The organism is Hanstruepera ponticola, from assembly GCF_012931685.1.
Lineage (GTDB): Bacteria > Bacteroidota > Bacteroidia > Flavobacteriales > Flavobacteriaceae > Hanstruepera > Hanstruepera ponticola.
Window position 1 is genome coordinate 294,749 of record NZ_JABANC010000001.1, and the last position, 14,910, is coordinate 309,658.

A 14,910-nucleotide genomic window follows, 5' to 3' on the forward strand; every position below is an offset into this window, starting at 1 on the left:
ATTACTTAATTAAAGAATCTTTGAATTCTTTTTGTTCAGCTATCCAAGCGTCATATTCTTCTTGAGTCTCAACAATTATTTTCATTTGCATATTGTAATGCGATTTACCACAAATCTTATTACACAATAATAAATAATCAAATTCGTAACGTTCTAACGCTTCTTCGCCTTTAGCTACTAGCTCTTTACTTTTTTCAGTACGAATACGATTAATGTTTGCAACCTTATCAATCATTTGTTGCGTTTGTCTCATTTCGGCTGTAGTTACTGTAGGAGTAAAACCAAATTGAGTGATCATACCTGGTACACAGTTCATTTGAGCTCTAAAGTGAGGCATATACGCTGAATGCAAAACGTCTTGTGATCGCATTTTAAACAATACTGGTCTGCCAACAGGCAAATGTAACTCTGTTGTGATTACATCATCTTGTGCATTAGGGTCAGATTCATCCAATCCTAAAATGTTAGCATTATCAAGATTTATAAGACGTACATTAGCCTTACCTAGTGTATTGTCGTTACCTGCATAACGTGCCTTCCAGTTAAATTGTTGGGCATATAATTCAATAACTAGTGGATCATCATCTTCATTAACATTCATTATGGTATTCCATGTGAATAAACCGTAAATGATTAATCCTGCTAAAACAATTACTGGGATAATAGTCCAAATAGCTTCTAAAGTGTTATTGTCTGCAAAATACAAAGCTTTTTTGCCCTCTTCACCTCTATATTTGAAGGCAAAATAATGTAGTAAGTATTGTGTTATAGTTTGCACAATAAAAATTAGTATCATGGATATAACCATCAGGTTATCTAAACCTGGACCATGTTCAGATGCAGAATTGGACATTAATGGTAAATCACCCCATTTAACAAAACAGACAATTGTTATAGCATAAATGAAGATTAAGAAACCTATCATTAAGTAACCATTGATTCTGTTGTCATTATCATCTGCTACTTGACTATTTGATGCGCCTACTTGAGCTAAATCAAATATCTTTACCATTTGCCAAATTGCAATAGCGATAAAAAGTACTATTATAATTGATAAAAAAGCTGTCATTGTCTTTTCTCTACTTTAATTTAATATTAATAATGAAAGTGTTCACTTTCTTTAATAAATGGATTTCCTTTAGCCAATAATGGTGCTTTAGTTAATGCAGTAAACACAACGAACATAAACAAGCCGGCAAACAACATTATTGAACTTAATTCAGGAATACCAATATACCATCTATCACCAACAGTTGCAGGCATAATCATATTGAATACATCAATGTAGTGACCGCATAAAATAACGATACCAGCCATTACAACAAACCAAGGAATACGCTTATAATCACTGTTCATAAGCACTAATAATGGGAACACAAAGTTCATAACCACCATACCTAGGAATGGTAGTTTATAATCAGCAAAACGTGTTACAAAATAGGTAACCTCTTCTGGTATGTTTGAGTACCAAATAAGCATGAATTGTGAGAACCATAAATACGTCCAAAATATACTAATTGCAAACATGAATTTTGCTAAATCATGTAAGTGACTGTCATTTACAAATGGTAGCAAGTCTTTAGATTTTAAATACATGGTTATTAACGCTATTACAGTAATACCACTTACAAACATACTTGCAAAAACATACCATCCAAACAAGGTGCTAAACCAGTGTGGGTCAACACTCATAATCCAATCCCAAGACATCATAGATTCAGTGTAGATATAGAATACTAAAAATCCAGCTGCAATTCTAAATGACTTTTTGAAATTTCTGTTGTCATTGATATCAGCATTATCTTGAGCAATAGAAAATTTACGAGCAAAATGTCTGTATAAACTCCATCCTGCTATAAAGATTAGACCTCTGATTATAAACCATGGTAAATTTAAAAAACTTGATTTACCTTGTATTAACTTGTCATGTTCTACAACTTCTGGATCCATCCAGATAAAAATATTATAATGACCAATAACTCCAGAAGCTACTGCAATACCCAATACAATTAAAGCACCAGGCAATACATAAGCTGTTATACCTTCCATAACTCGAAACAATACAGGTGACCAACCCGCTTGAGAAGCAAATTGAATAGCATAGAAAGCTAGAACACCTAAAGCAATCATAAAGAAAAAGAATGCAGCAACATACAATGCAGACCAAGGTCTGTTTGCAATTTGGTGTTGCACATGCTCAACATGTTCCGCATGTTCATCAGCCGCATGATGTTCAACATCTGCTAATGCATCATGAGTATTGTCTTGGTGCGTATTATCAGAATGATCTGTATCTCCTGCAACTACATGAGCTTTAGTTTCTGCTTCATGCCCACCACCATGATGTGAAGCTTCTTCAGCTAGCATGGTTTCAACCTCTTCAAAAGATTTATGAGATGTCATGAAACCATACACAACACCCAACGCTCCAATTAGCATTAGTGCGATAGAAACGGTCTTTAATTTTTTTGAGAATGTGTACATATCTATATATAAACTTTATCTATCTTATTTTTCTAATTTAGCTTTAAGGTCCAAGACATATGCCGTTACTTGCCAACGTTCCTCTTCGTTAAGTTGGTTTGCATAAGAACCCATGGCATTTTTGCCATAATAAATAGTGTGGTAAATACTTCCTGCATTAATGGCTCTTCCTGCGTCGTCATAACTAGGAATACCTAGTATTTTTTCACGCTTTACTAAATTACCCTGACCGTCACCTTTGTTTCCGTGACAGATACCACAGTAAATATCATACAGTTCTTTACCTTTAGCCATATCAACTTGCGTAGAATCTAAAGGATTTGTCAAAGTTTCTTTGGCTAAATTGTACCCTTCAGTAGTATTCTCTATTTCAAAAGGCGTATAACCTCTTGGAATTGTTCCTTCAACAGGTAATTGTGCTTCCCATCCACTTCTAAAAGCGCCTGACTCGGCGTAAGTCTCATAAGGTACAGGTTCATACATGTTAGGCATGAATTGATAGTTAGGTCTTGTATCTTTTTTACAGGATACAACAACTACTAATACTAATGCTATAACTGATATTTTTATTAAGCCTTTCATATTAATGTGCTTCATCTTTATCAACTAAATTAACTTCAACAGCTCCAGTTTCTTTTAATAAAATTGCTAATTCTGCTTCATTACCATGAATAGCAATTTCCATCAAGAAGTGGTCATCCGTTGTTCTTGGATCTGGGTTTTCGGCTTTTTTAAATGGCCACATTCTACTTCTTAAATAAAATGTGATAACCATTAAATGCGCTGCAAAAAACACCGTTAACTCAAACATAATTGGAACAAAAGCAGGCATGTTCTCTATATAACTAAAACTTGGCTTACCACCGATGTTTTGTGGCCAGTCTTCGATCATAATGAAATTCATCATAACAATAGCGACTGTTAAACCAATACATCCATAAATAAATGAAGCAATAGCTATACGTGTTGGTTCCAAGCCCATAGCTTTGTCTAGTCCGTGAACTGGAAATGGTGTATATATTTCTTCAATGTGATATCTTTCTGACTTAACCTTTTTAACGGCTGACATCAATACATCATCATCAGTATAAATAGCGTGAATTACTTTTGAAGCTTCCATATGCTACTTTTAATTTTTTGATTCTTTATTATTCTCTCCAGATGTTCTTACATCTGAACCTGTTCCAACTAAACTATCGCCACGCTCTCTTATTTTCTTGTAACGCTCACCTGATGATTTCAAGATAGTTTTTACTTCTGCTTGTGCAATTACAGGGAAAGTTCTTGCATATAATAAAAACAATACAAAGAAGAAACCAATAGTTCCTATAAAAATTCCTATATCAACAAATGTTGGTGAGAACATTGTCCAAGATGATGGTAAATAATCTCTATGTAATGATGTAACGATAATTACAAAACGCTCGAACCACATTCCTATGTTCACCACAATTGAAATAAAGAATGAGAACATAATACTTGTACGTAATTTTTTAAACCACATAAACTGTGGCGAGAATACGTTGCAAGTCATCATAGCCCAATATGCCCACCAGTAAGGACCTGTTGCTCTATTTAAGAATGCATATTGCTCATATTCTACGCCAGAATACCATGCAATAAATAACTCTGTAATATAAGCTACACCTACTATAGAACCTGTAATCATGATTACAATGTTCATTAATTCAATATGTTGAACCGTAATATAATCTTCAAGGCTACATACTTTTCTCATAATAATAAGTAACGTATTTACCATGGCGAATCCAGAGAAAATCGCACCTGCAACAAAGTAAGGTGGGAAAATTGTAGTATGCCAACCTGGTATTACCGAAGTTGCGAAGTCAAACGATACAATGGTGTGTACCGAAAGTACTAGTGGTGTTGCTAAACCAGCAAGTACCAATGATACCTCTTCAAAACGTTGCCAATCTTTAGCACGACCAGACCATCCAAAACTTAATAATGAATAAATTTTCTTTTGGAAAGGTTTTACAGCTCTATCACGAATCATGGCAAAATCAGGTAATAAACCAGTCCACCAAAACACTAATGATACCGATAAATATGTAGAAATCGCAAATACATCCCAAAGTAATGGTGAGTTAAAGTTAACCCAAAGCGATCCAAATTGGTTTGGAATTGGTAATACCCAATACCCTAACCATGGACGACCCATGTGAATAATTGGGAATAAACCAGCTTGAACTACCGAGAAAATTGTCATCGCCTCTGCAGAACGGTTAATGGCCATCCTCCACTTTTGACGGAACAATAACAGTACCGCAGAAATAAGTGTACCTGCGTGACCAATACCAACCCACCAAACGAAGTTAGTAATATCCCAAGCCCAACCTACGGTTTTATTTAAACCCCAAGTTCCAATACCTGTTGAAATTGTATAAATAATACAGCCAATTCCCCAAAGGAATGCTACAAGACTTATAGAAAATACAATCCACCAAGATTTATTTGCTTTACCTTCAACAGGAGCTGCGACATCCACTGATACATCGTGGTATGATTTTTCGCCTGTAACTAAAGGTCTTCTAATAGGTGCTTCGTAATGAGACGCCATAATCTATTATAATTGTTTCTTAATTAATTTTTTTATGCTTCAGTTGTATTTCTCACTTTAGTATGATACTGAACGTTTGGTTTAGTACCTACACTTTCCAACAAGTGATACATACGGTCATCTTCTTTAAGTTTTGCAACTTTACTCTCTTTGTCGTTGATATCTCCAAATACCATGGCACCACTACTACAAGCTGCTGAACATGCTGTTTGGAACTCACCATCCTTAATTTCACGTCCATCACGTTTCGCATCAAGAATTGTCTTTTGTGTCATTTGAATACACATAGAACATTTTTCCATAACACCACGAGAACGAACTGTCACATCTGGATTTAAAACCATACGTCCTAAATCATCATTCATATGGTAATCAAACTCATCATTTTGAGCGTACAAGAACCAGTTGAAACGACGTACTTTATACGGACAGTTGTTTGCACAATAACGTGTACCTACACAACGGTTATATGCCATATGATTTTGCCCTTGACGTCCATGTGATGTTGCCGCAACTGGACAAACCGTTTCACATGGTGCATGATTACAATGTTGACACATTACAGGCTGGAAAGCAACTTGTGGGTTATCAGAAGGATTTTCCATTTCTCCTAAAGCAGTAGTCATGGCTAGCCCTTTTGTTTCGTCCTTTTTAGTATTATCACCATCAAAGGTTTCTTCAGATGAATAATATCTATCAATACGTAACCAGTGCATATCGCGACTACGACGTACTTCTTCCTTACCAACTACAGGCACATTGTTTTCAGCGTGACATGCAATTACACATGCACCACAACCTGTACAAGCGTTCAAGTCTATAGATAAGTTAAAATGGTGACCAATTGAACGATCAAATTCATCCCATAAATCAACATCTGGAGAAGTTACTGGAGTTTCTTTGTGATTTAACGAAACCACAGGAATAGCGTTCCAGTGTTCCTTATCCTTTGTATTGAAAATCTCTAGAGTTGTTTCTTTTATAATATCACCACGACCCATTAACGTATTATGCAACTGCACACAAGCAAACTCATGCATACCTGCAGCAGGCGAAACACTAACGCTTTGAACGTTATTAAAATCGTGATATAATGTATAGGCATTAACGCCTGTTTTCATTTCTTCTTTTAAACCTGCCGTACGTCCATATCCAAAAGATAAACCAACAGAACCTTTAGCTTGACCAGGTTGAATAAGTACAGGCACGTTTTTTAATGTTTTACCATTAACTGTAACATCAGCATAGCTACCATCTAAAGCTCCTGTTGCTACATGAATATTTTCAAGGCCTATTCTTTCAGCATCAGCTCTAGAAACGGTCAAATAGTTATCCCAAGATACTCTTGAAATTGGATCTGGAAATTCTTGTAACCATGGGTTATTGGCTTGTTGTCCATCTCCCATCCCAGTTTTAGAATATAACACCAATTCCATATCGCTAGGCGCAGTTGCACCAGCAAGAGAATTAGCAGCACTTCTTACAGAAACAGCTGAAGAAGCGGTATTTGATTCAGTTGAAACACTCGAATTATTATCTTCTTCTTTGTCCTTTATTCCAACACCTTCGGCTACGTCATCAATAATACCTCCGACCCAAGTTTTATCTTTTGTTGTCTCACCTTCTAAAACATCTAAATCGTCATATTCGGCTGTATTACTAACAAAGAAACCATCGTGAAGTGCTTTATTGAAAGAACCTCCTCTCAAAATATCTTCATTCCAGATTAATTTTATATAATCATGGTAAGATTTACTCGTATTATTAGTCCATTTCATTAAACCTTCTTGAAATTGTCTGGTATCAAACAATGGACGAATAGCAGGCTGCATTAAACTGTAATGACCTGATTTCATTTCAACATCACCCCAAGATTCTAAATAATGTGGCGCAGCAGCAATATATTGACATTTTGATGATGTTTCATCAGCTTTCATGGAGAAAGCAATTGATAATTCTGCTTTTTCTAATCCAGCAGCAAATTCATCAGCATTAGGCAATGTATATAATGGATTTACTCCACTCATAATAACTGCCCCAACCTTACCTGCATTCATATCAGTTATAAGTTGTGCTACTGCTTTGTCATTTCCTTGTCTCGTTTTTATTGAAGCTTCACTATTGAAAGCTGCACTATTTAAGTACTCATTAATTTCCAAAACAACTGCTTGTGCATTGACGTCTTGGATACCTGTAACAACAACAGCTTTCTTTCCTGCTTTTTTCAATTCAGATGCTGCCTTACTTACCGCTTGTGCAATATGTTCAGGCAAGTTAACTGAAACTGATTCTCCAACAACTTCACTATACAATTTAGCTAACGCCAATTTTTGTTGTGTTGGTGTCATAGGCACACGCTTGTCAGCATTGGCACCTGTTAAAGACATATTAGATTCAAACTGAATATGGCGAGACATTTTACCATGATCTGGCACTCTGTTTTTCGCATAACCCGAATCAAATCCGCCACCTTGCCAATCACCTAAAAAGTCAGCACCAACAGAAACAATAGTCATGGCCTTTGAAAAATCATAATCAGCTAGACCTCTTTTATTATATCGCTGTTGAAAAGCTTCTAAAGCAGCCGACTCGGATATAGCATCATAAATCACATGATTTACATTTCCGTATTCTTCTTTAAAATCAGCTATTAAATTTCTAGTTGATGGGCTTGCATAAGTTTGCGTTAGCAACACAATTTGTTTACCAGAAGCTTTTAGACTGTTTAATTTTTGAGTTGTTTGAGCATCAAAATCACTCCATGAAATAGGCTCGCCTTCTTTTAATGGACCTTGAACTCTTAAACTATCGTACAAACCTAAAACCGAAGCATTTACCCTAGCATTTGCACTACCGTTAGTAGCTGCCATGGTATTATTTTCAATTTTGATTGGACGACCTTCTCTTGTTTTAACTAAAACACTTGCAAAATCAAATCCGTCAGCTATAGTTGTAGCATAATAGTTGGCAACACCAGGAATAATCTCCTCTGGTTGCACTACATACGGAATTGACTTAATAACTGGCCCTTCGCAGGCAGCCAAAGAAGCTGCAGCTGTACTAAAACCAACATATTTTAAGAAATCACGACGTGTTGTTTTAGAGCTTTCCAAAGAGTCTTTGTTACCTAAAAACTCATCCGTAGGAATCTCTTGAACAAATTCGTTTTGTTTTAGCGTCTCAACAACAGAGCTATTCTCGTTTAGCTCTTCAACACTTTTCCAGTATTTCTTGTTTGATGACATATTTATTACTAGTTATTAGTTGTTAGTTAATGGTTGTTAGATTTCCCTTCCACCATAACTACTTTTTCTTTATTAATAATGACACTTACCACATTCCAAACCACCCATTTGAGCAGCTGTCAATTGGTCTACTCCATATTTTTTAGATAATTCAGCATGAATTTTATCGTAGTATGCGTTGTCTTTTACATTTACATTTGTCTCTCTATGACAGTTGATACACCATCCCATAGTAAGTGGTGCATGCTGATACATGATTTCCATTTCTTCAACAGGACCATGACAAGTTTGACATTCTATACCAGCAACAGAAACGTGCTGCGAGTGATTGAAATAAGCAAAATCAGGTAAATTGTGAATTCTCACCCATTTAACTGGTTGCGTTTCACCTGTATACTTTTGCTCGGCATCATCCCATCCAACAGCTGCATAAAGCTTTTTGATTTCACCGTCATAAAATTCTTTACTATACTCTTCTGTAGCCGTTTCAGGTGCTACTTCGTAAATAGATTTATGACAATTCATACAAACATTCAAAGAAGGAATTCCTGAATGTTTACTTACTCGCGCTGATGAGTGACAATATTTACAATCAATACCATTATCGCCAGCATGAATTTTGTGTGAATAATGGATAGGTTGAACCGGTTGGTAACCTTGATCAATACCAATCTGCATGAAATAGCCATAGGCAAAATAACCACTTGCTAATAATAGGAAAATGGCTGTTACCAAAACTAAAAACTGATTTTGAGCAAAAGCCTTCCATATTGGCGTACCTTTTGTTTCAGATACATCAACACCTTTAGCTTCAGCAAAACGGTTAAGTGTTTGTCTAACCAAAATAAGCGCCATAGCCAACAAAGCAAATAATACCGCTAATGCACCTAGTATTAATTGGTTTGAAATACCACCTTCTTGACTTCCACCACCTTCTTGTCCTCCTGTTACTTGCGCAACTACTGGTTCTGGAACATCTTCAGCTGTGTAAGCAAGAATATGACTAATATCTTCATCTGTTAATTGCGGCATAGCAGTCATTGCTGCTCCACCATACTCATCATAGATTTTATTGGCATAAGCATCTCCAGACTTTATAACAGCAGAACTGTTTCTAATCCATGCTGCTAACCATTCTCTATCCAATCCTTGCTCCTCTGAAAGTCTTTGCTCTACTTTTCGTAGCGCAGGTCCTGTCATCTTCTTGTCTAATTTATGACAAGCAGCACAGTTTGCATTAAATAAAGATTTCCCTTTTGCCGGATCGCCTTCTTGAGCAGAAAGTGAGGTAGAAAACGCTAATAAAATAATTAAACTTAAACGGAGAATGTTCTTGCCTAATTTTCGGTGATTCACCTGTTTCATATTATTGGTTGAATTAACTTCTAAACTTTGGTATGATTTTTTCATTTAATAAAAGAAAAAAATACAATAATAAAATCTCATGCAAAAGTAACATTTAAAGTCGATTTGAGAAATGTTACAGAAGTGTTAATTGGTAATTTAGAGAAATTCTAAATAATAAAATACCCGAAGTTTTAGTTATTATCATTTACATTTGCATTAAATACCATTGAAAATGAAATTATTGACAGATATATTCAAAATAACTCTAGTTTTTAGTTTGGCTTTATTGACCACTAATTCTTTTGCACAACAAGGTGGTGTTACCATCAACCAAGATCAAGATTTAGTTAAATTATTAGCTTTAAAAAAGGACATGAACCTTTACGATAATGATTCTGACCGCTATAAAATTCAAATATATTCCGGCAACCGTCAAGATGCGGAAAAGGCTAAATCAAAAATCAGATTAAAAATGCCTGAATTACTTGCTACTTTAGAATTTGAAACACCAAATTACAAAGTTTGGGTTGGAAATTATCGAAGCAGATTGGAGGCGGACAGAAGTTTAGTTAAAGTTCAAAAAGAATTTCAAAACGCTTTTGTTTTTAAGCCTAAAAAAGAGAGAGATTAAAACAAAAAAAGCGACCAATTGGTCGCTTTTTTTTATAATTCTATTAAACTTATTTTAGTTTTTTCTTAACCTCAACTTCTTGGAATGCTTCAATAATATCACCTTCTTTAATGTCGTTATAATTCTTAATTTGCATACCGCAATCGTAGCCTTTAGACACTTCTTTAACGTCGTCTTTAAAGCGTTTTAACGAAGCTAATTCTCCAGTGTAAACCACTACACCATCACGAATTAATCTTACACCAGAATTTCTGTATATTTTACCACTAGTTACCATACATCCAGCAATACTACCAATTTTAGAAACCTTAAAGATTTCTCTAATTTCAGCAGTACCTGTAATTTCTTCTTTTAACTCTGGAGACAACATACCTTCCATAGCGTCTTTAAGATCATTGATTGCATCATAAATAATTGAATACATTCTGATATCAATTTCTTCTTTATCTGCAATCTGACGCGCATTACCCATTGGCCTTACATTAAATCCAATAATCACTGCGTCTGAAGCTGAAGCTAATAACACATCACTCTCCGTAATTGGACCAACACCTTTATGAATGATATTGACCTGAATTTCTTCAGTTGATAATTTTTGGAACGAATCCGTCAAGGCTTCAACCGAACCATCAACATCACCTTTTAATATGATATTTAATTCTTGGAAATCGCCTAATGCAATACGACGGCCTATTTCATCTAATGTAATATGGCGCTGCGTTCTAACCGATTGTTCACGTTGCAATTGTGTACGTTTGGTTGCAATTTGTTTAGCTTCACGCTCATCTTCAAATACATTAAATTTATCACCTGCTTGAGGTGCTCCATCTAAACCAAGTATTGATACTGGTGTTGATGGTCCAGCAGCTATTACTTCATTACCACGCTCATCATGCATAGCTTTTACTTTACCGCTGTTTTTACCTGCCAATACATAATCACCAACTTTCAGCGTTCCAGCTTGAACCAAAATCGTTGAAACATAACCTCTTCCTTTATCTAAAAAGGCTTCAACTACGGTACCTTGAGCTGCTTTATCTGGATTTGCCTGAAGTTCTAATAACTCAGCTTCAAGCAATACTTTCTCTAGTAATTCTTTAACACCATCTCCCGTTTTTGCAGAAATATCGTGGGACTGGATTTTTCCACCCCAATCTTCAACCAAGAGATTCATATTTGCTAAACCTTCTTTAATCTTATCCGGATTTGCTGTAGGTCTATCTATTTTATTTATTGCAAAAACAATTGGGACACTTGCTGCTTGAGCATGTGAAATTGCTTCTTTAGTTTGCGGCATGATATCATCATCTGCAGCAATAACAATAATTGCTATATCAGTAACTTGAGCACCACGAGCACGCATGGCCGTAAAAGCTTCGTGACCTGGTGTATCAAGAAATGCTATTTTTTGACCGTTCTCAAGTTCCACACCATAGGCTCCTATGTGCTGTGTGATTCCACCTGACTCGCCAGCGATTACATTTTCTTCACGAATGTAATCTAGTAATGAGGTTTTACCATGATCTACGTGACCCATAACTGTAACTATTGGTGCACGAGGTTGTAAATCTTCTGGTTTATCCTCAACTTCTTCAAATGACTCTTCTATATCAGCCGTTACAAACTCAACTTCATAACCAAATTCTTCAGCTACGATTGTTAACGTTTCAGCATCTAATCGCTGATTCATCGTAACCATCATTCCTAATGACATACAAGCTGAAATAATTTCGGTAACAGAAACATTCATCATAGTTGCTACTTCACTAGCTGTTACAAATTCAGTAACCTTAAGCACCTTACTTTCAGCTGCTTCTGCTTGCAAATCCTTTTCAGTTTGTTCTCTATGCTGTTCACGTTTTTCACGACGATACTTTGCTCCTTTACCTTTGCTAGACTTACCTTGAAGTTTTTCTAGTGTTTCACGTACTTGTTTTTGTACTTCTTCTTCACTTGGCTCTTCTTTAACAACATTACGTCTTCCTTTGCCCTTACCCTTAAAGCGATCATTACCACCACCTCTATTGTTATTATTTCCAGCAGCTCCTGGTGCTCCAGCTTTGCTTATACGACGACGTTTTTTTCTGGTAGAACTTGAATCTTTTGAGTCAGATTTTTTGTCTTCTTTTTTCTTTTTTGGTTTGTTAAACTGCGTTAGATCAATTTTGTCACCAGCAATTTTTGGCCCAGAAAGTTTTTGGTATTGTGTTTCTACCTTTTCTTCTGGTGCATCTTCTGACGCTTCAACTTCTTTAGCTTTTTTAGGCGTGGCTTCTTTAGGCTTGCTAGCTACTTTTTCCTTTTTAGGCTCAACAGTTTTTGGAGATTCTTTTTCCGGCTTGACCTCCTCAACTTTAGCTTCTTCAACTTCTTTGGTTTTTGCAGGCTTCTTTTTGTCGGCCTCCAGATCAATCTTACCAACTTGTTTAGGTCCAGAAAGTGTTGATTTTGCTTTAACTACCTCTTGTTCTTTTTCTTTTTGCGCAGCTTCTCTTTTGGCTTTAGCTTGTTCTTTTTCCTCTAACTCACGCTCACGTTGAATCCTTAAAGCTTCTTTTTCCTTCTGTTTCGCCTCGCTTACTTCCTGTGACTTTGCTTTTTTGTTAGCATCCGTTTCAAATTCATCTTGCAGAAGGTTGTGTACCTCTTCAGATATTTTTGTAGTTGGACGCTTCTCTATTTCAATGCCTTTGGAGTCTAAATACTCCACAGCTCGATCTAGAGAGATGTTAAGTTCACGTAATACTTTATTTAATCTAATTGTTTCAGCCATAAATCGCCTTTAATATAACCTAAAAAATATATTTAATCTTCAAATTCTTCTTTAAGAATTCTGATGACGTCTAAAATTGTTTCTTCTTCTAAATCGGTACGCTTTACCAAATCATCTACTTCCTGCTCTAAAATACTTTTAGCCGTATCTAATCCAGCTTTACTGAATTCATCAATAATCCATGCATCAATTTCATCAGTGAACTCACGTAATTCAACATCTTCCTCTGCACCTTCTCTAAACACATCTATTTCATAACCTGTTAGCTGACCAGCCAAACGGATATTGTGACCACCGCGACCAATAGCTTTGCTCACCTCTTCTGGTTTTAAAATAGCTTCAGCTCGTTTGTTTTCCTCATCTATTTTAATTGACGTAACTCTTGCAGGACTTAATGCTCTAGTAATGAACAACTGTAAATTATTGGTGTAATTTATAACGTCAATATTTTCATTTCCAAGCTCACGGACAATACCATGAATTCTTGAACCTTTCATGCCTACACAAGCACCTACTGGATCTATTCTATCATCATAAGAATCTACAGCAACTTTTGCTTTTTCACCAGGAATTCTCACTACTTTTTTAACAGTAATCAATCCATCAAATACTTCAGGAATTTCCTGCTCAAACAGCTTCTCTAAAAATTCAGGTGCTGTTCTTGACATGATTATAGCTGGCTTATTGCCTTTTAGTTCAACGCTTTCAATAATACCACGTACATTATCTCCTTTTCTAAAGAAATCTGATGGAATTTGTTTTTCTTTAGGAAGAATGATTTCATTTCCTTCATCATCTAACAATATAACAGCTCTGTGACGTATGTGATGTACTTCTGCCGTATAAATATCACCTACTAAATCTTTAAATTGCTTATAGATATTAGTATTATCATGTTCATGGATTTTAGAAATCAAATTCTGTCTTAATGCCAAGATAGAACGACGACCTAAATCAATTAACTTTACTTCTTCTGATACATCTTCACCAACCTCAAAATCGGGCTCAATTTTTCTTGCTTCAGATAAAGATATCTCCTGATTAGGTTCTTCTACTTCGCCATCAGCAACAACCACACGGTTTCTCCAAATTTCTAAATCACCCTTATCTGGATTGATAATGATGTCAAAATTATCATCATCACCAAATTTCTTTTTTAGTGCATTTCTAAAAACATCTTCTAAAATCGCCATCAACGTAACACGATCTATTAATTTATCGTCCTTAAATTCTGAAAAAGACTCAATTAACGCAAGATTTTCCATATCTCTTTTAATTAAAATTTTATCATAACTTTTGCTTCTACTATATCTCCATAGGCTATTTCAGCCTGTTTTTGAACAGTCACTTTACCTTTGCCAACTGGTTTTGGTTCACGCGCCTTCCATTTCAAGGTAATACCATCATCATTAGCATTCTCTAGTGTACCTTCAACTTTACCATCGTTTGTCAAAACTTCAAGATTTCTACCAATATTTTTGACGTATTGTCTTTGATTTACTAATGGTGCCGCTGCTCCAGCTGAAGCAACTTCTAAAGAAAAATCCTGTTCTTCTCTATCCAAATTGTGCTCAATAGCTCTACTAACAAAAACGCAATCATCAACAGTAACACCACGGTCACCATCAATAATTACTTTTATACTATTGTCGTTAGAAATGGTAAAATCAATCAGAAACAAATCTTCCCGTTCACTTAAGCCATCGACCAATAATTTCTCTACAGTTTCTCTAAACATTTTTTGGTATAAAAAGAGGGGACTTTCCGTCCCCTCATTTATTCTTTTTTCTTTCAACGGTGCAAATATACAATAATTAAATTGAATTGCATAATGATAGGAATATCATTT

The 14,910-nt window shown here is 35.6% G+C and carries 10 protein-coding genes and 1 pseudogene; 1 reads left to right on the plus strand and 10 read right to left on the minus strand.

The window, feature by feature from the left end; translation table 11 throughout:
* Position 1: 1 nt before the first annotated feature.
* From HGK31_RS01335 to HGK31_RS01365, 7 genes and pseudogenes are all read right to left on the minus strand, one after another.
* The gene (locus HGK31_RS01335) at positions 2 to 1,069 is read right to left on the minus strand and encodes a cytochrome c oxidase subunit II (RefSeq protein ID WP_104734792.1); all 1,068 of its coding nucleotides are present in this window, start codon (positions 1,067 to 1,069) and stop codon (positions 2 to 4) included.
* A gap of 26 nt (positions 1,070 to 1,095) precedes the next feature.
* Entirely contained in the window at positions 1,096 to 2,484 is a 1,389-nt protein-coding gene (locus HGK31_RS01340) for a quinol:cytochrome C oxidoreductase (RefSeq protein WP_191858174.1), read from the minus strand.
* Between the two features lie 24 nt (positions 2,485 to 2,508).
* Positions 2,509 to 2,976, minus strand: a complete 468-nt coding sequence (locus HGK31_RS01345) for a c-type cytochrome (protein ID WP_233451000.1) — start codon at positions 2,974 to 2,976, stop codon at positions 2,509 to 2,511.
* Positions 2,977 to 3,067: 91 nt separating this feature from the next.
* A complete protein-coding gene (locus HGK31_RS01350; RefSeq protein WP_191858175.1) occupies positions 3,068 to 3,604 on the minus strand; it encodes a DUF3341 domain-containing protein in 537 nt (178 codons plus the stop codon).
* Between the two features lie 39 nt (positions 3,605 to 3,643).
* A pseudogene (gene nrfD, locus HGK31_RS01355) lies at positions 3,644 to 5,065 on the minus strand (NrfD/PsrC family molybdoenzyme membrane anchor subunit); the annotation flags it as partial.
* A 32-nt stretch (positions 5,066 to 5,097) separates the two neighbouring features.
* Complete coding sequence (locus HGK31_RS01360; protein WP_191858177.1) at positions 5,098 to 8,310, minus strand: TAT-variant-translocated molybdopterin oxidoreductase; 3,213 nt, start codon at positions 8,308 to 8,310, stop codon at positions 5,098 to 5,100.
* A gap of 72 nt (positions 8,311 to 8,382) precedes the next feature.
* Positions 8,383 to 9,675, minus strand: coding sequence for a c-type cytochrome (locus HGK31_RS01365; RefSeq protein WP_191858881.1), 1,293 nt, complete (start codon positions 9,673 to 9,675; stop codon positions 8,383 to 8,385).
* 214 nt (positions 9,676 to 9,889) lie between these two features.
* Between HGK31_RS01365 and HGK31_RS01370 the strand changes: the two genes are divergently transcribed.
* Complete coding sequence (locus HGK31_RS01370; protein ID WP_104734798.1) at positions 9,890 to 10,288, plus strand: SPOR domain-containing protein; 399 nt, start codon at positions 9,890 to 9,892, stop codon at positions 10,286 to 10,288.
* 49 nt (positions 10,289 to 10,337) lie between these two features.
* On the opposite strand, the gene infB is transcribed toward HGK31_RS01370, so the two are convergent.
* From infB to rimP, 3 genes are read right to left on the minus strand one after another with little or no spacing between them, the layout of a single operon-like run.
* The gene (gene infB / locus HGK31_RS01375) at positions 10,338 to 13,061 is read right to left on the minus strand and encodes a translation initiation factor IF-2 (RefSeq protein WP_191858178.1); all 2,724 of its coding nucleotides are present in this window, start codon (positions 13,059 to 13,061) and stop codon (positions 10,338 to 10,340) included.
* Between the two features lie 32 nt (positions 13,062 to 13,093).
* A complete protein-coding gene (gene nusA / locus HGK31_RS01380) occupies positions 13,094 to 14,326 on the minus strand; it encodes a transcription termination factor NusA (protein WP_104734800.1) in 1,233 nt (410 codons plus the stop codon).
* Positions 14,327 to 14,337: 11 nt separating this feature from the next.
* Entirely contained in the window at positions 14,338 to 14,799 is a 462-nt protein-coding gene (gene rimP / locus HGK31_RS01385) for a ribosome assembly cofactor RimP (RefSeq protein ID WP_191858179.1), read from the minus strand.
* Positions 14,800 to 14,910: the final 111 nt, after the last annotated feature.